The organism is Arsenophonus endosymbiont of Apis mellifera (assembly GCF_903968575.1).
Classification (GTDB): domain Bacteria; phylum Pseudomonadota; class Gammaproteobacteria; order Enterobacterales; family Enterobacteriaceae; genus Arsenophonus; species Arsenophonus apicola.
Map to the genome: position 1 here is coordinate 174,704 of NZ_CAJCFU010000049.1, position 22,584 is coordinate 197,287.

Here is a 22,584-nt window from a genome sequence, read left to right on the forward strand (position 1 = left end):
AATATACCGTTACCTATAAAGTGGCACCGATGGGAGCCAAATATATTTATCAAGCCGATAAGGAGAAGCATAAGGCGGGCGATATTGATTCCTCCGTTGGCGGGCATATGTGGTATGTGTTAAGTGACGGCAAAGGCGAGGAGCTAAGTTATGGTTTTGAATCAAGGCTTGGCGAACCTTTTGGCGAAGGGTGGGTAACGGATACTGACAATGCTGCTTACCAACAGACCTCTTATGAGGTCACCCTGGCCTTAAGCAAAGAGCAGTATTATAAATTAAAAGAGTTTTCAGAAACACCAGAATCAGGCGGATTTGATCCTGCCAAATATAGCGTGCATGCCAACAGTTGTGTCGATTTTGTCTATTACTCCTTAAACTCCATTGGCTACAACGGTCAGCGTTTTGAAGGCAATCTGTTGCCTAATCATAACCCGGCCTCTTTAAAATCGATGTTAATAACAAAGGGGGCATTTATTATTCGGGATGATCTGATCCGTAATGGGGATAAATACGAAAAAAGAATTCCTAATATTACGATGAATACGCCGCCCTGGCTTATGCCGATCAGTAGTAACGGCCCGCTGCCTATCCCGCCGAAAAGTATGATTAAGATTGATATTAATCCTACGCCAAAACCGCAGCAACAGATCCAGGCTGAAAACCAAGCGCAGCAGAATGTGAGCAATGGCTATATTCAAAATAGCCCGACCCACAAGATATCTGCCAATGGCGATATACTTAGTAAAACCGACTTCAGCTCTTCTCAGATGGCCAGTTTGGCGACCGGCGGCATTCGACCCGGTGCGGTACAACTGGATACCAATGTCCGACCGAATGCTTATCTGTCCGAGTTCTATAAACCATCCCTCTTTAGCTCCGGCAAACCCTATTTCCGCCCCGGTGATACCTGTAAACTGGACGTCGGTCTACAAAACGCTGCCATGTTGAACGGTTTATCCGCACGGACAACCTTCAATACCTATGTTGACCCACTGTTACTGGATTTGAGTGGTCAGGGCGTGCACATGACCGACATGCGCGACGGGGTGTTATTCGATATGGATCACAGTGGCACGCTTAAACGTACCGGTTGGGCAGATAGGCAAACTGGCATACTGGTGATTGACGATGGCAGCGGTCAGATAAAAAATGTCAGCCAAATGTTCTCTGAGTACTATGGTGGTCGCGCCGGTGGCAACGGGGCGGCGGGCGAAAAAATATTTGCCGATGGTTTTGCCGCCTTGGACAGTGAAGATAGCAATAAAGATGGCGTGATTGATAAGCGTGATCCTATCTGGCAGCAGTTACGGGTTTGGCTTGACGTTAGCCACGATGCCAAAGTTGATGCGGGAGAGCTCAAGACCCTGACTGAACTGGGGATCAGTCAGATTAGTGTTCGGTCAGCCAGTAAAAGCGAAGTCCGTGACGGTAACCGGGTGGTTGCCAGTGGATCGTTTATGATGCAAGATCAGACGCGGGAAATGTTAGCGGTTGACTTTGTCGCTGATCCGGTCAGCAACACACTAACGACTCAAGGACTGGGGACACGGGTGACTTCGACTTTTAACCATATCACGACCACGGCTTACGCTAGTCATAGTGACAGCGCGCAAACGCTGGATGCAGATAAATTGGGTGTCAGCAACCTGTATGGCGGCAGTGGTGATGACCAGTTAATTGCCGCTAAAACAGGCAGTTGGCTGGTGGGTGGTGCTGGCAGTAATACCTATGTTGGTGGTGCGGGTAACGATGTTTTTGTTATCAGCGCCTCTGACGATAGCAAAAATATTCATGGTAACGGCGGACAGGATATGGTCATTATCACCGGTAACCAAGGTATGATATTAGATATGGATCAAGCTGGTTTAACGATTGCTGAAGGTGGCAGTGGCGATGATACCATCATCAGTGGCGGGCCTAATGGTGTCTTTATGAAAGGCGGCTCTGGTCATTCGACCTTGATAGGTGGCATGGGTGATGATGTGCTGGTCGGTGGCAGTGGGCATAATACCTTGATTGGCGGGAGCGGTAAGTCGGTTATCTATGCCGGACCTAAAGGGGATAAAATTTATGCCTCCAAAGGCGGCAGCATTATATATGCTGGTGGCGGAGCGGATATGATTTTCGGCAGTGTCGGCGATGATGTTATTGAGGTTGGCCATGGGAATGCCATGATTGATGGCGATGAGGGGATTAATATCGTCAGCCTGCATGGTAATCACGGTGATTATCGGATCACTCGAACCGACAATGGCTATCAAATCGCTGATAAGGTTGCTGGGCGTGATGGCACGGTAACGCTAAAGAACATACACAAACTCAATTTTGCCGATATTTCAGCGGTTGACTTACAAACGCCGAATGCGATGCCTGTCGAGGATGTTCTCACCCATGACAAGGAGGGTAAGGTTTTTTCTCGTACTCGTACGCATCTGATTTCGGCCTCCACTCTATTGGCTAACGATCAGCGTCTTAACAGTCAGGGTAACTTAAGTATCACCCATGTTGGCGATGCGATCGGTGGCAAAGTCACTCTTACCAGCCAGGGCTATGTTTCGTTTACCCCGGATGCGACTTACTCGGGTCTGATTAGTTTTAAATATGGCGTCACTGATGCTGCTGGTAACCCTTCGGCATCAGTCATGGACTTAGCGAGCGGCAAAACTGCGCCGATGCGGGCGGTTGCTACGCTACTGACGCCGGAGGTGCCGCTTGATCCATTGGCCGCTCAACAATGGTATCTGAGTGATGCCAATATTTTACCAGTTTGGCAGGATTACACTGGTAAAGGGGTGCGCATTGGTCAGTTCGAGCCAGGTGGTCAGTTTGCCACTGCGCCGGAAATTTTTGATATTGCTCACCCTGATCTGGTCGCCAATGTCGATAAAAGCTGGCAGCAGACTCATCAGACTAACGGAACCATGCCGGAGATGGTTTCCAACCATGCGACAATGGTAGCGGGTGTGATGGTGGCAGCGAAAAACGACAAAGGTGGCGTAGGGGTTGCCCATGGTGCTACTTTAGGCGGCTATTATCTGGCTAATGACGGTGCCGACTTAGCAGGACTGGGACATATGTCCAATTTTGACATTGCCAACAATAGTTGGGGATTTGCCAACGATTTCGCCCTCAGTAATTTCCCGGATGGCAGTATAAGTACGGCGGCGTCGCTCAGTGTGAATGCGCAATATGCGGCGGCTAATGGTCGTGGTGGATTGGGGACGGTTATTGTGACCTCCGGCGGTAATAATCGGGCGGCAGGTGGCAGCGCGCAGGGATCATTGACCAACAATAACCGTTTTTCTGTCCAGGTGGGGGCTATCAATGCTCAAGCTGATTTGTCGACATTACACATAGGCTCCTCGCCGTTCTCGAATCCGGGCGCCAGCTTACTGATCTCCGCCCCTGGAAGCAACGTGGTGTCGACCAGCCATATGCTGAAAACGGAACGGGGTTCCATTTTTGGCAATGATTATACCAGCATGCAAGGTACCAGTTTTGCGACGCCGATAGTCTCCGGCATTGTGGCGTTGATGCTAGATGCTAACCCGAACCTTGGTTATCGGGATGTACAGCAGATCCTTGCTCTGTCCGCGCGTAAAATTAACGACCCCACGACCAAATGGCATGACAATAAAGCGCAGCACTGGAATAGCGGCGGAATGCATACCAGTCATGATTATGGTTTTGGTGCCGTTGATGCCCGCGCGGCTGTCCGTCTGGCTGAATCTTGGATGACACAAAGCACTGCCGCTAACGAGTATGTTTACAGTGCCTCCAGTGATAAGCTTGGAAAAACCTTGGCCGCCGGCAAAACGCTGACCTCATCGATTGCGATGCAAGCGGGGCTAAATATTGAACATATTGAAATCGATTTTGATGCCGATGTGGGTCGTCTTGGCGATCTGACGCTCAAACTGATCTCGCCTGATGGCACGCAGAGTGTATTACTTGATCGTCAGGGCAAAATCCCAACCGGTATGCCGGGCGCTAGTACCAGCGATAAGGGCAGCAGTCAATCGGGCAGCTTCAGATATCGTTTTATGTCAACCCATGATTTTGCTGAAAACTCAGCCGGTAACTGGACTTTGCAGATGACCAGTGAGAGCTCAGGTTTGCCGGTCACCTTAAAATCCTGGTCGTTACGTTTGTACGGTAGTAAAAGCACGCCAGATAATACTTACTTTTACACCGATGAGTATGCTCAATTGGTCAGCGATCAAGCTAGTCGCGCTATACTGGATGATACTGTCAATGGCGTCGTCGGCGGACGTAATACCCTTAATGCGGCTGCGGTTGCGAAAGATACGTCAGTTAACTTATTGACAGGCGTTGCTAGTATTGGTGGACGCGAGTTGAATATCAACCGTCCGGCAGAAATCCAGAATATCATTACCGGTGATGGCAATGATACCCTGGTGGCAGGGAAAATGGATGCCTTGCTTAATGGTGGTCGCGGGAATAATAGCTTAACGGGCGGTGAGGGAAAAGACTTCTTTGTCGTTCATCGTCGCGCTGCAGGCAGTGATGTTATCGGCAATTTCGAGGCTGTTCGTGGAGAGATCGTTAATCTGGTTGGATTTGGTGGCAAAAAATTTACTGATTTGCGGCTAACTCAACAAGGGGAGGATGTTAAAGTTGACTTGGGTGATAGACAGAGTGTTACCTTAAAAAAACAGACTGTTGCAGGGATCAGTGCTAAGAATTTCAATTTCCAGCCCACTTTTGTTGCGCCAGCTACTTATACCAGTAGCCATGCTGCTGCGATCCAATCACAAGCAGCTCTGGGGACGGTGCTTCTCAAAGGTGGTGGTGATGGGATCCATTTTAATCTTGATGCGCAAGGGCAGATGAAATTTAGTCTGGCTGGAACCATTTATAGTCGTGATAGTGCAGCATCAGATGTATTTGTGGTAGAAGCCCAGCAGGGCATTAATGATTACCAGAATGCATTAAGAGGATTTCGGCACGGTATTGATAAAATTGACTTGCGCCAAGTTGGCATCAGTGATTTTAGCCAACTGATTATTGTTAAGAATAATCGTGCGACCATCAATGGGTTATCGCAGATCCATGGTGTTGATGTTTTCTTAAAAGGCGCAAATGGCCCCGACGCGAATGTGAAGCTACTGTATCTTGATACCCTGGATGTTGCTCAGCTTGATGCCAACGATTTTCTTTTTGCTAAGCCGACACCGGCGCTGGTACCGACGGTAGAACCTGTGGTAGTGCCATCACCTGATCAGTTGACCGTTATTGAGCAAGATCCGTTGACAGCGAACACGTCTGAGCCGGATCAAGCAGATAGTGCGCGCAGGCGTAGAAGTATTGAGCCGCCTGCAACAGTTAACAGGCCGGAAAATGATTTTGCTGTGCAACCTACATTGCTATCGCCTGATCTCTCGAGCAGTCGTCACCTTCAGTTGATAGATAGTGATGTTGAACACCTTGTTGAGTCCATGGCCTCATTTGAACCTTCAGAGCCTGATAGCGTCATGCTCAGTGTTGCTGGTGGACAATATAGGTTGCCGCCAGTGCTGTTCGCAAATGGACAATCGTCAATAAACATAAGAATGTAGCTTTTCATTTTCATCGACGCTTAGAGCCATCGCCGTTTTTGGCGTAGGATTTTGGGATTTTATGGAGCGTCTCCTTGGGCTTTGCCGCTATCAATATTTTGAATATTGTTGTCGGTAATATAGGTAGATTAGTTGCGCCGTACGCAATATATTAAAGGATATAGCATGCAGATAAAAGGTTTAATATAGTTAGGGATGGTAGCTGATTTTTTAGTGAGTGATGCGGCTAAAGATGCAGCATATGGTACTGCTCCTGGTTAACTTGACTAAGACCGCCAACAAGAAGTAAATATGGATAGTGATTGGTAAGGGTGTATGTTAACCGCAAACCCTGTTACTTAGTAGCTTAAACGCAACTATAAATCACAAAGTGATAAAGTTACTCAAAGATGAACTGGGCACTCAAGTTTCTAACCGGGCATTGGCATAGTTAGCTTCAATGCAGCTTGTTAGCAACGTGGTGCCCGGAGGCGGAATCGAACCACCGACACGAGGATTTTCAATCCTCTGCTCTACCGACTGAGCTATCCGGGCAACGGGGCGCATTAAACCTTATTCCACCCAAGTCGTCAATGTATTTCCGGTAAAAAACGCTAAATTATGCTTATTTGCTGTTTTTTTAAACCAAAATAATGACTCTCTTTTTTTGGCTTATTTTTTAATTTAAAGCATCATGCTTTCTGCATTTTGCCATCGTTAATATATCTTCTGCCAATAGCTTGGCGATCAAAACATCTGCAATATTTCGCTTAACCAGTAATTTGCTCAGACAACCCTCTAAAATCAGCTCCATTTGCTTAGCAACTTGTTCGCTGTCGTCAATATCTAATTGCCTTAGTAGCTCGAGGCTAAAATTAAATGACAATTGTTTTTGCTGTTCACTTAGTTGATGAATAGGATGCTCTGGATTGGGGAAAATACTACAGGCCGCGATAAATAGGCAGCCAGGAAAGCGATTATCGGTAACTTTTTGGGCTAACTGGTTATAACGGGCTAATAGTTTTTCTTCCGGCGAAAGTTTGTCATTCAGTTGTAGTTGTCGTTGCCAGGTTGCAATCTGTTGACTATGGTAGCGTAAACAATCATAAAGCAGCGCTTCATCATCTGGCCAAAATTGACGCGACTGATTAACGTCAACATTAAGTTTTTTTAGTAGGCTCTCTCTATTACCGCTAAGGCCCTGTTGTTCTAACAGTTGTAGTACCGAGTTCAGTACTTGCTCACGTTGCATGTCTATTTCCCTTGCTGTTGTGTAATTTTTTCTAGATGCTGATAAAACATTTTGCTATTCATGGAACCATAAACCCGGGAATTGGGTAATTCACTGCCCTTATCATCATAGAAAATAATAGTGGGTAATCCAAAGACATCGAGATATTGCAAAAGGGATTTTTGTTCAGCACTATTTTCTGTCACATTGGCTTGTAGTAATAACATATTATCCAGCTTACTTTTCACTTTAGGATCACGAAAGGTGTATTTTTCAAATTCCTTACAGGCGACACACCAGTCAGCATAAAAATCAAGCATAACAATTTTGCCACTATTATTGCTGATTGCTTGTTTGATTTCCTGCCAGTTTTTTACCTGTTTAAATTTTAAGTCTAACGGCTCTTGCGGAAGTGATATGGCAGACATTTGCCAAATTCCATTTTGTAGTGGCTGTGCTGCGATGATAGCTAATAGTAAAAATAACATCTGACCAATACGCGCCCAGCCGCTATGTTTCTTAAGTAATAGAATCAGTGCCCATATGCAGAATGAAGTCATTAATAAACTGGTTAAGCGAAGACTCCAGATCTCACCAAAAATTCGTTCCAGTAAGAAAATGGGTAATGCTAAGATCACAAAGCCAAAAGCTTCTTTAACATACTGCATCCAGGGACCGCTACGTGGAAGTAGTCGATGGCCAAATAATATTATGCCAATGAGTGGCAGCCCCATACCTAATGCATATAGATAAAGTGTTAAACCTCCTGTTAATATATTTCCGCTTTGGGCAATATAAAGCAAAATAGCACTAAGTGGCGCAGTGGTACAGGGAGAACAGATAAGTCCAGCCAGGGCACCCATAATGAATACACCAAAATAAGATCCCCCTTTTTGGTGGTCGCTCCAATTAATCAGTTTTGTTTGTAGTGAAGAAGGTAGCTGTAGGTTATAGAAACCAAACATGGAAAATGCCAGTAGAATAAATAGAGCAGAAATTATGATCAAAACATAGGGGTGCTGAAGTGCAGCTTGAAATGATAAACCGGCCGCTGCCACAATTAGCCCCAACAGCGTATAAGTGAGAGCCATTCCTTGCACATAACTAAAAGCTAACCAAAAGATCTTTGTTACACTTTTCGGGCGTTGCTTACCTAATATAATGCCTGAAATTAAAGGGTACATGGGTAAAACGCAAGGAGTAAAGGCAACACCAATACCGAATAGTAGTGCCCATAAAGGTGAAAAGGGTTGTTCTGTTTTTTCGTACGCCGTTTTATTCGCTGATGCGTTAGGATTTGATTGAACAAATTTACCGCTGGCTGGCGATTTTTTTGTGGCAACGACGGTGTTAAGAGGAATAATTATGGTTTCCGGTGGATAGCAGTAGCCGGCAGCCGCACACCCCTGATATTTCACTTCAATACTGGCTTGATCTGTGGCACGGATAATAGGAATATTAATAACTAAATTATTATAATAAACAACGGTTTTACCAAAAAATTCATCTTCATGATATTTTCCTTTTGGTAATTGATATTTACCGAGCTTGGCATGGCTGGGCTGAAATTTAATCTGTTTTTGGTAGAGATAATAGCCGGGCTGTATTTGCCAATTCAATATCAATTTGTATTCTTTTTGTTCAAAATCAAACAAGAAAGCTTGATCCGCAGAGAGCAAGCGATTCATTCCTCCGTTTTCAAAAATGGCATATGCTGTGGTTGATAAAAGGAATGTCCCACAAAGTAGTAGTAAGTAGCCTAAAACATGAAGACGTCTCTGCATAATGGATTTTAAAATAGGTGTTAAGTTTAAAATAAGATAATTATTGAACTATAACCTACTGTTTATGGATTGGAAAAGTTTTAGTGTCTAATTTTGCTTAAAGAATATTAATTATTACGATAAAAATTCAAGGACTTTAGGCCCTTGAATCATATTTTGGCAAAGTCAAAGGATGATGCTGCCAAACAAAAAGCCGAACAGGACGGATAAAGAAACTCCTATTGTGCCAGGAATAAAAAATGGGTGATTAAATACAAAACGACCAATGCGCGTCGTACGGGTATCATCCATTTGAACGGCAGCAACTAAAGTTGGATAGGTTGGTAAAACGAACAGACCAGAAACCGCAGAAAAAGAAGCAATAGCGGTTAATGGGCTGACGTTTAACGCTAATGCCATTGGCATTAATGCCTTAGCCGTTGCAGCTTGAGAGTAGAGTAGCGCAGAACAGATAAAAAATATCACCGCTAACATCCATGAATGATTATGAATAAGCTGGTCGGCAGTAGCTTTGATCCAGTCAATGTTAGCTTGGACAAAGGTGTCGCCTAACCATGCTACGCCTAAAATGCAGATACAGGCACTCATACCGGCTTTAAAGGTACTGGAATTTAAGATGGCCTCTGTTTTAACTTGGCAACTTAGGGTGATAAGGGTGGCTACACTTAACATAATAATCAGAATTGCATTGGTCGTATTCATTAGTGGTGTTTCAATTAGACCAAGGCTGGGGCTGTTAATCATGGCAAAAATAACCACACATATCACGCCTAGCAAAAAAAATAACACTGACTTTTTCGCGCCAGCTTTAATTTTTTTAGCCTGACAGCCTCTTAATTCTACTAATCCGGCGGCTAAACGTTGCTGATAAATTTGATCATCAGCAAGTTTAGAATCAAAGCACCAAGAAATAATGAATGACATCATTACAATAGCTAAAAAAGTTGCCGGTAATAGAATGGCTAGTAAGCTAATATAGCTAGTGGTATGACTAACCATAGCCGGATTTTCCATAATTGAAGCGATATAGACCACCGCCGCAGAGATGGGTGATGCGGTAATGCCGATTTGTGCCGCGACAACCGCTGTTGATAAGGGTCGACACGGTTTAATCCCATTTTCTCTAGCAACTTCTGCAATAACCGGTAATGTTGCCAATGAAATATTACCGGTACCAACAAATAAAGTCAGAAAATAGGTCACGATTGGCGCTAAGATGGTAATGTATTTGGGATTTTTACGCAGTAGTTTTTCTGTCTGATCAACCAAATAATCTAATCCGCCGGCAATTTGCATGGCAGAGATAGCAGCGATAACCGCCATAATAATTGAAATAACATCATAGGGTATTGTTCCTGGTTTTACGCCTAACATTGCCAGCATCAAAACACCAAGTCCGCCAGCAAAGCCTATACCGATACTTCCTAGTCGTGCTCCCAGAAAGATGGCCAGCAGAACAATAATAAATTCTACGGCTAACATAATGTTTACTCCTTAATATAATTGATAATATTTTGTTTATTTTTTGTATAAACCTAAAGTAAAAGGCACGCTTCTTTACAGAGAGCGTGCCTTAAAAATTAAGACGAATTAATTTTTATAATTAACATGCTAATTTAATCATCATAGCGTTTCGCTTTATATTGAGGATTTTTTAGATTTTCAACAGAGAAAATATCGTCTAATTGCTCTTCTGTTAGTAAACCTCGCTCTAATACCACTATTTTAACATTTTTACCTGTTTCAGCGCATATTTTTCCGACGATATCGCCATTATGATGACCGATAAATGGATTAAGATAAGTAACAATGCCAATAGAATTAAAAACATATTTTTCGCAAATTTCTTTATTGACAGTAATGCCTGTAATACATTTTTCCAGTAAATTCCGGCAAGAATTATTCATTAATGAAATAGATTCAAAAATGGCTTGGCCGATTGCCGGCTCCATCACATTCAATTGCAATTGTCCTGCTTCTGCCGCGATAGTAACACACGTATCGTTGCCGATAACTTTGAAACAGGCTTGATTGACAACTTCGGGGATAACCGGATTGACCTTAGCTGGCATAATAGATGAACCCGCTTGCAACTCCGGTAGATTTATCTCTTTTAAACCAGCACGCGGGCCGGAAGAGAGCAGGCGAAGATCATTACAAATTTTTGATAGCTTAACCGCTAAGCGTTTTAGCCCAGCGTGTACTGTAATATAAGCACCACAGTCGGAAGTTGCTTCAATTAAATCTTCTGCCGGAATGCAGGGCAATTCCGTTACTTCAGCTAATTTTTTTACCACTAATTCTTGATAACCGGCAGCGGTATTGACTCTGGTTCCGATTGCGGTGGCACCCAGATTAACTTCGAGTAATAATTCACTAGCGCGATGTAAATTTTTTATTTCTTCTTTTAGTAATGTGGCAAATGCATGAAATTCTTGTCCTACAGTCATAGGGACAGCATCTTGTAATTGGGTGCGGCCCATTTTAAGAATATCTTTAAATTGGTTGGCTTTTTGTTCGAAACCCTCTTGCAGCAGGGTAATTGATTTAATTAAATTAGTAATAGAGTTATAAACGGCAATTCGAAAACCGGTTGGATAGGCATCGTTGGTTGATTGGCTTTTATTTAAATGGTCATTGGGATCTAAATATTGGTAGTCACCTTTTTTATGCCCCATTAATTCAAGACCAATATTAGCCAGAACTTCGTTAGTATTCATATTTAAAGATGTACCAGCTCCGCCTTGAAAGACGTCTACTGGAAACTGATCCATGCACCTGCCTTTATTCAAAATTTCGTCACAGGCATTAATAATTGCATCTGCTTGTTTTTGTGGAATGGTCTTTAATTCTTTATTTGCCATTGCCGCTGCTTTTTTTACCATTACCATTCCACGAATAAATTCGGGTACATGATTAATAGTTCGGTCGCTAATATAGAAATTCTCGATCGCACGCAATGTATGAATACCATAATAGGCTTCAGCAGGTACATCTCGTTTACCTAATAGGTCTTCTTCAGAACGGATACTTTTAGACATACAAACCTTCTTAAAATTAAATAGCGATTTACTAACTGAATATGTAATGTAATAGTAAAAATGAGATATATTAACGTCAGATTTGAAATTAATAACTAAGATTTTAATTATAACCGTGATATATATTCCGAAATAGTGGTAGAGTCAAAATATGGAATACTATATATGCATCTTAGTGAATTAAATATGATATGTGTGATCATATTCACATAACCCATTAAAAACATTAAAATTTTTTATCATTGAAAAATATATGATAGATCTGCATCATATAAGTATTAACGGTTTAAAAAGCAAATATTGTGATATTCGTTTTTTGAAGACAATTTATCTTGCTAAGTCAAGAGACTAGTTTTTTTTTGCAAATATTAGGAGAATTGTATGCGTTGGTTTCCATTCATACTTTTATGCCTGTTAATTTATATAGAAGCGGTTATTTTTGTTAGGGTTGCTGAGAGTATTGGTGTATTAACCACCTTAATATTAGTCGTTTTAACTTCATGCCTTGGCATTTCTTTAGTAAAAAGTCAGGGGATTAAGAACTTATTGTTAATACGTCAAAAATTAGCTGATGGTGAAAATCCAGCCGAGGAAATGATTAAGAATGTGGCCCTAGTTATTGCCGGCATTCTGTTAATTTTACCTGGTTTTTTTACTGATTTTTTGGGTTTGTTACTACTATTTTCTCCGATCCAAAAACTGATAGTCATGAAGCTTATGCCGTATATTCATTTTTATTCTGCCGGGGCAGCGAATGATAATTTCAACCGCCCTTCAAAAGGGCAGACTTATGAAGGTGAGTTTGATAGAAAATCTGATTCTCCACCCAACAGCATTAAACATGAAGACAAATTTTTTTAAAAATAAGATCATGATGATAAATGATGCTAACGATTTTGTTTTTTTAACTAGAAAGAAAAAATGAAAAATTTTTTGTATAGCCCCTTGAACTGATTTTAATTGACCCCATTTCGTCAAACAGGGTACTGGTTTAATAAGACATACTAGTATCATCCTTATTTACTTTATATGGATTTTATTTATAGGAGATCTATTAATGAAGATACGTCCATTGCATGATCGGGTTATCATCAAGCGTGAAGAAGTTGAAGCTAAATCTGCTGGTGGTATTGTGCTGACTGGCTCTGCTGCTGGTAAATCAACTCGAGGCAAAGTGCTGGCTGTTGGTAACGGTCGCATCTTAGAAAACGGTGAAAATAAACCATTAGATGTGAAAGTTGGCGATACTGTTATTTTTAACGACGGCTATGGCGTGAAGACAGAAAAGATTGATAACGACGAAGTTTTGATTATGTCAGAAAGTGATATTCTGGCAATTGTTGAAAAATAATTTCTCGCTTAGATCTTCAGAATGAATGAATTTAAAGGAAAGAAACAATGGCAGCTAAAGACGTAAAATTTGGTATTGACGCCCGTGCAAAAATGCTTCGTGGAGTGAACATTCTTGCTGATGCAGTTAAAGTTACTTTAGGACCCAAAGGCCGGAATGTCGTTCTAGATAAATCTTTCGGCGCCCCTGCGATTACTAAAGATGGTGTGTCTGTTGCGCGTGAAATCGAATTAGAAGATAAATTCGAAAATATGGGCGCCCAGATGGTAAAAGAAGTTGCTTCTAAGGCGAATGATGCGGCAGGTGATGGCACAACAACTGCAACAGTACTAGCTCAATCTATTGTTAGCGAAGGTTTAAAAGCAGTTGCTGCAGGTATGAATCCCATGGATTTAAAACGTGGTATTGATAAAGCGGTTTCTGCGGCAGTTGAAGAATTGAAAAAATTATCTAAACCTTGCGCTGATAATAAAGAGATTGAACAAGTTGGTACGATTTCAGCTAACTCTGATCAAACTGTCGGTAAATTAATTGCTGAAGCAATGGAAAAGGTTGGCAACGAAGGTGTTATTACCGTTGAAGAAGGTTCCGGTTTAGAAGATGAACTGGCGGTTGTTGAAGGTATGCAATTTGATCGTGGTTATTTGTCTCCTTATTTTATCAATAAGCCAGATACCGGTTCTGCCGAATTAGAAAATCCTTACATCCTATTGGTAGATAAGAAAGTTTCTAATATCCGTGAATTATTACCTGTGTTGGAAGCGGTTGCTAAAGCGGGTAAACCACTATTGATTATTGCTGAAGATGTTGAAGGTGAAGCGCTCGCAACATTGGTGGTAAACAATCTACGTGGCATTGTAAAAGTTGCTGCGGTAAAAGCACCTGGTTTTGGTGACCGTCGTAAAGCCATGCTACAGGATATTGCTATTCTGACCAATGGTACTGTTATCGCTGAAGAGATCGGTATGGAGTTGGAAAAAGCGACGCTAGAAAATTTAGGACAAGCGAAACGCATCGTCATTAACAAAGACACCACCACTATTATTGATGGTGTTGGTGAAAAAAGCGAGATTGATGCCCGTGCCAAACAGATAGCACAACAACGTGATGAAGCAACTTCTGATTACGATCGGGAAAAATTGCAAGAACGTATTGCTAAGTTGTCAGGCGGCGTTGCTGTGATTAAAGTGGGTGCCGCAACTGAAGTTGCAATGAAAGAGAAACGTGCTCGTGTTGATGATGCGTTGCATGCAACTCGTGCCGCAGTAGAGGAAGGTGTTGTTGCTGGTGGTGGTGTTGCTCTCGTCCGGGTTGCAACTGTATTAGATGCGTTGAAAGGTGATAACGAAGATCAAACTGTTGGTATTCGTATCGCACTACGCGCGATGGAATCACCGATGCGTCAAATTGTTGAAAATGCGGGTGAAGAGCCAGCGGTAGTTGTTAACAATGTTAAACAAGGTGAAGATAACTACGGTTACAATGCTGCAACGGAAGAGTATGGCGACATGATCGACATGGGTATTCTAGATCCAACTAAGGTTACTCGTTCCGCTTTACAATTTGCTGCGTCAATCGCCGGCCTTATGATCACAACTGAAGCGATGGTAACTGATTTACCAAAAGAAGATAAAGCTGATCTAGGTGCTGCTGCTGGTATGGGCGGTATGGGTGGTATGGGCGGTATGATGTAAGGTGTTAAGATCCTAACATCATTATCCTTATCCAAGAAGAACCCTGAGTCTAACTTTTGACTCAGGGTTTTTTATTATCAAATTTTATCTGTTTGCGATTTAATTTCATTGAGGCTTTGCTAGCGACTGATTACTTGCTTTAAATCTATTTTTTCACATAAGTTGATTTAATTTTGCGATAATATGATTTAACCGAGTATATTTACTAGAATAGGGTAAAATGTTGTTAACACAGTGTATAGAACATTGATAGCCAAACTTTTTGGCTGGCTATTGGGTTGTTATTGATAATAAGCTTAATTTGGCAGAAAAATTCGGTAATGTAAGCGTTGGTTAATATATAGCTAAAAGTAAATGAGGAACAACATGCGAATTAAAGTATTGCTCGGTGTCACAGTATTAGTCTTGGCTGGCTGTTCAACAACCAATAAAATTACCACTGCGGGTGAAAAAGTTCGTTTTGTTAATGCCCAGCCTGGAAGTGAATGTCGGCATTTAGGGCTGGTTACAGGCACACAAAGTAATTGGCTAAGTGGCGTAAATAATGAGTCTAGTTCACTGCGTGGTGCAGCAAATGATTTACGTAATAAAGCGGCTGAGATGGGAGGAAATGTTATTTATGGAGCTAATAGCCCAACGGAAACGTTACTCTCAAGTTTTATTCCTACTGATAGTAAAATGATTGGACAAGTTTATAAGTGTCCATAACGCATGCTAAGCATGATCCTGAATAAATATAGGGTCATGCGTTTAAGCATTTAGCTAAATTGTTATTGTAATTGCAAATCAATCGGTGTTTTACTCAGTTTGCCACCTATTTCTCGGGTCAATCTCGGTACCAGATAACCTGAAATACGAGTAAGCAATTCTTTCATTATGATGCGAGCCTCTTCATCCGTTACCATAAAATGGGCGGCACCTTGGACTTTATCTAATAAATGTAAATAATAAGGTAGTATTCCATTTTCAAACAGTTTATTACTTAATTTAGCTAGACAGTCAGCATTATCATTAATGCCGCGTAATAGGACACTTTGGTTTAATAAGGTAACATTTACCTGTTTTAACTGTTCCATTGCACGGCTAAACTCGCTATCAATTTCGTTGGCGTGGTTGATATGAGTAACCATAATTACCTGTAGTCGAGAAACATTGAAACGTTGGCAAAGTGTGGTGGTAATACGTGCAGGAATAACCACTGGTAATCGGCTATGGATCCTAAGTCGTTTGATATGGGGGATAGTTTCTAACTGTGACATCAACCAATCTAACTCATGATCTTTTGCCATCAAAGGATCGCCGCCTGAAAAAATAACTTCGTTAAGTTCTGTATGCCGTTGAATGTAATTTAATGCTGTCTGCCAGTTTTGTTTATTGCCTTTATTTTCTTCATACGGAAAGTGACGCCGGAAGCAGTAGCGGCAATTAACGGCACAGCCTCCTTTGACTAACAGTAAGACGCGATCCTGATATTTATGCAATAGTCCAGGAATCGGACTATGGTGTTCATTTAATGGGTCAACTGAAAATGTTGGTGTAAGAATAAATTCAGATTTTGAAGTAATAACTTGACGTAAAAGGGGATCATTAGCATCACCGATCCGCATTTTTGCGATAAAAGGGTGGGGCACACGTAGTGGAAATAAAGCACGAGCGGCACTTCCGGCATGCAATTCCGGGTCATTTTGTAGTGACAGTAATCGTAGCAATTCGTCAGGATCAGTGACAGCTTCTGCAAGTTGTTGTAGCCAGACTTCTCTGGCGGGGCTTTTTTGAGTTACAATATTAAACATTTTTTGGCTATGCCATTTTTACTTAAAAAATTTAGAGGATTTCCATGGCTACCTATAGTACCAATGAATTTCGCTCAGGTCTTAAAATCATGTTAGATGGCGAGCCTTGTGCAATTGTTGAAAGCGAATTTGTCAAACCAGGCAAAGGGCAAGCGTTTGCTCGCGTACGGATCCGTAAATTGATTTCTAATAAGTTATTAGAAAAAACATTTAAGTCAACTGATTCTGTCGAAAGTGCTGATGTTATGGATCTGAACTTGACCTATCTATACAATGATGGCGAGTTTTGGCATTTTATGAATAATGAGACGTTTGAGCAACTAGCTGCGGATGAAAAAGCAGTCGCTGATAATGCCAAATGGTTAATTGATCAAGCCGATTGCGTTGTCACATTGTGGAATGGACAGCCTATTACTATCACGCCACCGAATTTTGTTGAACTGGCAGTGGTTGATACCGATCCGGGTTTAAAGGGGGATACAGCAGGTACGGGCGGAAAACCGGCAACATTAAGTACAGGCGCGGTGGTAAAAGTTCCGCTATTTGTGCAAATTGGTGAGGTAATCAAAGTGGATACCCGCTCCGGTGAATATGTTTCCCGTGTGAAATAATATTTAGCTCATCTACCACTTTTAGTTGAAGGGTGCTTGTTAACAACCCATCGAGTGATAGAAGCGTCATTTTTTATTGCTAATAATAGCCTGAAATTTTCAGGCTATTTTTGTTTTAGCGATATTTTCGGTTCAGTCGCATCACGATATTTGCAACAGTGCCTTCAATAATTAGTTACTATCTATAATTAATACGAAATTAACATTACATAATACCCGGAACAACAAATCGCTATCAATGGGCACGTTATCCGTCCAGTAGATGCCTTTATGCTTTAGTTGCCTAAAACCTTACCTCCTGTATAAATTTAATCATTCTACATTAATGCGATAGAACCCTTTTCTATTAGTGTAAAACTGGCCAGTTGTATCGTTTTTTATTTGTAACTAATAATTATTTTCTGTAAAAGGGGATGATTAATAATAATTAATTTTTAATTGTTTAGATGGACTGTTTATTCTGCTTTATTAATTTAGATTGAGTGGTATTAAATAGCATTTTTTTATTTTATTTAATAAGTACTGAGAAAAACGCTAAATAAAAGCGGTGAGTAAAGAAGTTATTTATCGATAAGAGGTATTGTTTAGTGCATCAACTTGCTATTTTCCACCAAAAAGTATCATCACTTTTTAATCATATTGGCCTTGAGCCAATAGAAAAAACATCCAAAGAGGAAGCTTTTAGTTTAACTATTGATAATAATTTTCGCTTTTATCTAGGATTAATTAATCAGTTTGATTGGTATATTTTTACTGATCTAGGCCATATAAATGAATTAACGCAAAAAAATATTACTCTCTTATCCTTATTGCATTTTAATAATTTGACCCAGCTACGTTGGCAGCCGGTTGCCGCAGTTAATGAAGAACAACATCTTATATTATGGGTGAGATTGCCTTTACATGAGATCAATGAGTATGAAATTGTTGATATTTTTGGATTATTACTTGAAAAATCAGAACAATGTGTAGCTGAAAAATAATAGATTAACTTAAAAGTAAGGGATTTTATAATGCCTAATACTTCACCGATTTATAGTAATATAACACCTAATATCAATTATGCCTCAAATGAGGTAGCGAGCGGTCAAGACGGAACACAAAAAACTTATTATCAAGGGCGTGAAATTGTCAAAGATAGTGATTCGTCGACCGTTTTGTTACGACATAAAACCCATCTTGCTACCGAAACGGAGCAGGACAGTAATAAAACTCGACGTCATGGTGGTTTTAATTTTGACATTGATGGAACGCCACCTGAACTTGCACCAAAATCAACTGCGGTGAAAAATAAGTTAATTGAGCCACCGCAGCTTTCTCGTCTACCAACGTTAGGCAAGAAAGACACTCTGGATATACCAGCAGAAAAATGGGTTGCTAAATTACAACCTGGTGAAGTTAAAACATTGATGTCATCGACGTCGGTAAGCACAATTGGCAATGACGATAGCAATCTCGCTAGCCAAAAAAATGATAAACTTTTGTTGGCTAAAGCAACGCGAGTTGAAGCGCCGGATGGTAGGATATTACCGGCTAATCGTGTGCAGATTGGCGGCAAAAATGTAGCAATGATTAGTGAATATCCTAAAGCGGAGTATTTAGAAAGTTATTTTAAAATGCTAGCTGATAATCAAACGCCAATACTGGTTGTATTGGCACCAAATAAGGACATTGCAGCTAAAGGTCTACCTGAATATTTTAAACAAAATGGCAAGTATGGTAGTGTGTCGGTTCAACTTAATGAACAGTCTAAAGATAGATCGTTGGGTAAATTTTGCTGTGATATGTATGAAATAGAAATTAAGCAAGGTAACCGTTCATATCAACTGCCTATTATTCATATTAATAATGGGCTAGGAAAAAATAGCATCGATAATGAAGGCTTAAAAGTTATTGTTGATTGTATTAATCAAACAAGCCAAGAATATTCAAGCGAGCTTTACCAAAAAAATAGTCAAGCAGTATATGATCCCAATAAAGTATTACCAGTAATACACGCTACTAAAGGATATGAAAGTGCCGCTTTTCTGGTTGCCGCAACTGAAGTAGCTAAACCTGGTAATAAATTGAGTTCAGAAGAGATTGTTAGTGAAATAAAAAATTCAACTAGCGAAAAAATATTAAATTATGCATCACAGTTGCAATTACTTAAGCAATTTGAAAAAGCAGCGGGCAATTACACTCGGGAGAAAAGATCATCTGCTAGGATGGATGAAGATACAACTAAATTAGAAAATACGATAGATACTAATATGCTACCGGCAAAATTAAAGAGAATGTTAAGTGATCCAAAGGTACCGGTACCCGTAGCGACATTACCACTACGTACATTGCCGGTAGAAGAGCAACAGAAAGCCGCTATATTAGCTAAAGATTTATTTCAACGCTTAATGGATGAATTTAGTGATGCCAAACTAGACAAATCACAATATATTCAGAAGGTTGAGAATCAACGATTTGGCAATATCTGGACCGCAAAAGCAACGGCGGTGACAGCTCCAAATGGTCAGCCGCTAGCCGCTAATCGGGTACAAATTGCGGGTCAAAATGTTGCTATTGCTTGCCAATATCCAAAACCTGCATCACTGCAAGATTATTTTAAGATGTTGGTGGCTAATCGGACACCTGCATTAGTTGTATTAGCATCAGACAAAGATATTAATCCACAATCAGGCGTCGGATTACCCGAATATTTTAGAAAAGACAACCAATATGGTGATGTTGCCGTGACGGTAATTGATAAAGGTGAGGGTAAATTGGCTGACGAATTGGATTATCATGACTATTTATTGCATGTCACCGATGAAGGTCAAAATATTAAAGTCACCATACCTGTTATTCATGTTTCTAATTGGCCGGATCTAACGGCTTCAGGTAATGAAGGATTAAAAGAATTAGCCGAGCATGTTAATACGGTTGTCGATAAAAAAATTAATTTTTATAAGGAAAAAGGAAGCAGCGCGATAAATGATGAAAATAAATTATTACCAGTAATGCATTGTCGAGCTGGCGTTGGGCGTACCGGTCAACTACTTGCCACCATGGAATTATTAAAACCAGAAAGTCAACAAAGTTTAGAGAGTATTGTTAGAGATATGCGCACGACACGTGATCGGAAAATGGTTCAAACACCTGAGCAAATGCAAACACTGGCTGTGTTAGCTGAACAATTAAATAAACCAATCTCAGATTCATAAGTTTGGAGGATGATTTTAGGTTATTAATATAATTTATTAAGTAATAATAGTTGTTATTCTTTTCCTGATAATTGCCTGTACATATGCTGTTGCTGGTTTGTTTTTAGTCTCCTTCAATAGCGGTTAAGTGCAGGCCTATTTTTTGTTGCCAACTGCAGTTTTTGTATAAATTCAATATCGTTAATTATTGATAACGTTACGGTAAATATGTTGGATAAAGCAAATCGTTCTGCCGTAAAAAGATTAATACGTATTTCATCAATGCTTTTTATGCTTTAGGGGTCTAAAATTCATTATCTGAACCAACCTTACCGCTGCCATTTTCAATATGACAAGATTGCGCTAGAAAATAATATATTGCCAGTGGCAAGAGATTGCTAACAGTCTAAAGCGTTTAACGAATAAAATATATACTCTTCAACCCGTATCAATGGCTAGCCAGACGGTTTAATTAACGTGCGTTAAATAGCCAGTCTTAATTCCCTCATGCAGCAGACTTCTACTGAGTGTAACAAAAGTGACAAACTGCCAGGGTGGTGCTGCGATTGATGTGGTGGATAGATAAGCATAATTTATCATCCAAAATGTGACAAAACTAAGCAAATTGGCTAATATTTATGACACTTTTGCAGAAAATAGTAACAGAAATAGAACATCAAATTTTAACTAAATAAACTAATCTTCAATAGCAATTAAGTAATCATACATAATGTTGAAGTTATAATATTGCCTGGTTATAATTTTTTCAGTTTCATCTGTTGTTCAGGACGGCCTGAGAAATAGCATTTTATTGGGGACGACCCCGAGTGATTAGGAGGAATGATGGCCTGGTTGGTTTTAATAATAGCCGGTTTACTTGAAATTGTTTGGGCAATAGGATTGAAATATACCCAAGGATTTACCCGATTAACCCCCAGTATTATAACTTTAGTTGCCATGTTGTTCAGTATAGGGTTATTAGCTTATGCGATGAAAACCTTACCTGCCGGTACAGCATATGCTATTTGGACAGGTATTGGTGCGCTGGGTACTGCGACCATTGGGATTATTTTTCTTGGTGAATCGGCGAGTTTATTCCGCTTATTAAGCCTGGGGCTAATTTTTGCTGGGATAATTGGCTTAAAACTAGCGAATTAATTTTAAGCTATTTCTTATAGACAAATTTCTATTTTTTATGGCGTATTAATATGGGGCATAAATGTTTATTTATGCCTTATTCTTTAGCGCTAAATTTTGCTAATTGTAATCAATATTTATCTAAAATAAGCTATGAGCTGAATTAGCTCAGGTAAATTTGTTCTATTTTAGAACACTTAAAAGAATGGCAATGAACGCAATGTTTGCTATGGAAATAAAGGAGGTGTTTTTTGTAATTTGTAGCCACCAAATTTTGTTAGCATTAGGATTAATTTGATAATTGAAGCTTTGATTTATGATGATATTAAATTAAAAATCAGTCAATAGAGCCCAATTAAATAAATACTTGTTTATTAGGTTTTTTTATTTGCCTGTGTATTTAAATTGTAATAAATAACTGGAAAAATCTGTAGTAACTCCTATAAGAATAATAGAGAACAACGTTTTCCACGCTTAATTAAGCTACATTAGGAGATTTATTATGATTCGTCCATTAAGTTTATTTTCAGATTTGAGAAATGATTTGTTTTCAGATAGATTTAATAAAATAGATAAGTTATTTAGTCACTTAACGGGTGTTAAACCACTCGCATTACCTAGTGAATCTTACAATTTAAAGAAAATTGATGATAAACATTATGAACTAATAATCAGTGTGCCAGGTTTCACTGAAAATGATTTAGATGTTTCATTTTCTGATGGGCAATTATTTATTGTTGGTGATCATAAAGAAGAAACACCAAAAAAAGGCGAATGGCTTCATCAGGGTATTTCTCACAGATCGTTCTCTGCTCAATATTCGTTAGGTAAAAATGCCAAAATTCAAAGTGCTGAATTATATGATGGTTTACTTAAAATTTTCCTAGAATATGAAATTCCTAAAGATGAGAAGGTAAAAAAAATTGCGATTAAAAAAGGTAAGAAAAATGAGCCTAAAAAATTAAAAGCAACGAAAAAACCTTCAGTGCCTAAAAAAACAAAAACAGCTAAATAATTTGCTGGCAATTAGACATTAGATAATTAACGTAAGCTGGAAAAAATAAAAGCCTCACTAATATTAGCTTGAGGCTTTTATTTTTTTATTGTTGCAATATTTGAATCAATATAAATTCTTTCTTTCAACACTAACAATTTTTTTTAGTAGTAAAATCTAATGCATTGTAAGTAACAAGCTTGTAATAAAAATT

At 39.9% G+C, this 22,584-nt stretch carries 15 protein-coding genes and 1 tRNA gene; 10 read left to right on the top strand and 6 right to left on the bottom strand.

From position 1 onward, the window contains the following. Positions 1 to 416 precede the first annotated feature (416 nt). Positions 417 to 5,579 (top strand): S8 family serine peptidase, encoded by a 5,163-nt coding sequence (locus H1X92_RS06945; RefSeq protein WP_233458140.1) that lies wholly within the window; start codon positions 417 to 419, stop codon positions 5,577 to 5,579. Between the two features lie 458 nt (positions 5,580 to 6,037). Here H1X92_RS06945 and H1X92_RS06950 read toward each other — a convergent pair. The 5 genes from H1X92_RS06950 to aspA form a co-directional block, all read right to left on the bottom strand. Beyond that, a tRNA-Phe gene (locus H1X92_RS06950) sits at positions 6,038 to 6,113 on the bottom strand. Between the two features lie 124 nt (positions 6,114 to 6,237). After that, on the bottom strand, positions 6,238 to 6,810 hold the full coding sequence (gene dicD / locus H1X92_RS06955; protein WP_180559457.1) for a division control transcriptional repressor DicD: 573 nt from the start codon (positions 6,808 to 6,810) through the stop codon (positions 6,238 to 6,240). 2 nt (positions 6,811 to 6,812) lie between these two features. After that, positions 6,813 to 8,573 carry a protein-disulfide reductase DsbD gene (locus H1X92_RS06960; protein WP_180559458.1) on the bottom strand — a complete coding sequence of 587 codons (1,761 nt, stop codon included), beginning with the start codon at positions 8,571 to 8,573 and terminating at the stop codon, positions 6,813 to 6,815. A 165-nt stretch (positions 8,574 to 8,738) separates the two neighbouring features. After that, positions 8,739 to 10,055, bottom strand: a complete 1,317-nt coding sequence (locus tag H1X92_RS06965; protein WP_180559459.1) for an anaerobic C4-dicarboxylate transporter — start codon at positions 10,053 to 10,055, stop codon at positions 8,739 to 8,741. A 134-nt stretch (positions 10,056 to 10,189) separates the two neighbouring features. Then, a complete protein-coding gene (gene aspA / locus H1X92_RS06970) occupies positions 10,190 to 11,614 on the bottom strand; it encodes an aspartate ammonia-lyase (protein WP_180559460.1) in 1,425 nt (474 codons plus the stop codon). Between the two features lie 381 nt (positions 11,615 to 11,995). Between aspA and H1X92_RS06975 the strand changes: the two genes are divergently transcribed. From H1X92_RS06975 to H1X92_RS06990, 4 genes are all read left to right on the top strand, one after another. Then, positions 11,996 to 12,475: an FxsA family protein gene (locus H1X92_RS06975; protein WP_180559461.1), complete on the top strand. Its 480-nt coding sequence runs from the start codon at positions 11,996 to 11,998 to the stop codon at positions 12,473 to 12,475. A 196-nt stretch (positions 12,476 to 12,671) separates the two neighbouring features. Next, the gene (locus tag H1X92_RS06980) at positions 12,672 to 12,965 is read left to right on the top strand and encodes a co-chaperone GroES (protein ID WP_032116137.1); all 294 of its coding nucleotides are present in this window, start codon (positions 12,672 to 12,674) and stop codon (positions 12,963 to 12,965) included. A 47-nt stretch (positions 12,966 to 13,012) separates the two neighbouring features. Then, positions 13,013 to 14,659 carry a chaperonin GroEL gene (gene groL, locus H1X92_RS06985; protein WP_180559462.1) on the top strand — a complete coding sequence of 549 codons (1,647 nt, stop codon included), beginning with the start codon at positions 13,013 to 13,015 and terminating at the stop codon, positions 14,657 to 14,659. A 366-nt stretch (positions 14,660 to 15,025) separates the two neighbouring features. Next, positions 15,026 to 15,367: a DUF4156 domain-containing protein gene (locus tag H1X92_RS06990; RefSeq protein WP_180559463.1), complete on the top strand. Its 342-nt coding sequence runs from the start codon at positions 15,026 to 15,028 to the stop codon at positions 15,365 to 15,367. A gap of 62 nt (positions 15,368 to 15,429) precedes the next feature. On the opposite strand, the gene epmB is transcribed toward H1X92_RS06990, so the two are convergent. After that, a complete protein-coding gene (gene epmB, locus H1X92_RS06995; protein WP_180559464.1) occupies positions 15,430 to 16,452 on the bottom strand; it encodes an EF-P beta-lysylation protein EpmB in 1,023 nt (340 codons plus the stop codon). Positions 16,453 to 16,496: 44 nt separating this feature from the next. Here epmB and efp point away from each other — a divergent pair, with 44 nt between their 5' ends. The 5 genes from efp (at position 16,497) to H1X92_RS07020 (ending at position 22,391) form a co-directional block, all read left to right on the top strand. Continuing rightward, a complete protein-coding gene (gene efp, locus H1X92_RS07000; RefSeq protein WP_180559465.1) occupies positions 16,497 to 17,063 on the top strand; it encodes an elongation factor P in 567 nt (188 codons plus the stop codon). A 587-nt stretch (positions 17,064 to 17,650) separates the two neighbouring features. After that, the gene (locus H1X92_RS07005) at positions 17,651 to 18,046 is read left to right on the top strand and encodes a CesT family type III secretion system chaperone (RefSeq protein ID WP_180559466.1); all 396 of its coding nucleotides are present in this window, start codon (positions 17,651 to 17,653) and stop codon (positions 18,044 to 18,046) included. A 30-nt stretch (positions 18,047 to 18,076) separates the two neighbouring features. Then, positions 18,077 to 20,260, top strand: coding sequence for a protein-tyrosine phosphatase family protein (locus H1X92_RS07010; protein ID WP_180559467.1), 2,184 nt, complete (start codon positions 18,077 to 18,079; stop codon positions 20,258 to 20,260). Between the two features lie 822 nt (positions 20,261 to 21,082). Then, the gene (gene sugE, locus H1X92_RS07015; protein ID WP_180559539.1) at positions 21,083 to 21,397 is read left to right on the top strand and encodes a quaternary ammonium compound efflux SMR transporter SugE; all 315 of its coding nucleotides are present in this window, start codon (positions 21,083 to 21,085) and stop codon (positions 21,395 to 21,397) included. Between the two features lie 481 nt (positions 21,398 to 21,878). Continuing rightward, complete coding sequence (locus H1X92_RS07020; protein WP_180559468.1) at positions 21,879 to 22,391, top strand: Hsp20 family protein; 513 nt, start codon at positions 21,879 to 21,881, stop codon at positions 22,389 to 22,391. Positions 22,392 to 22,584 lie beyond the last annotated feature (193 nt).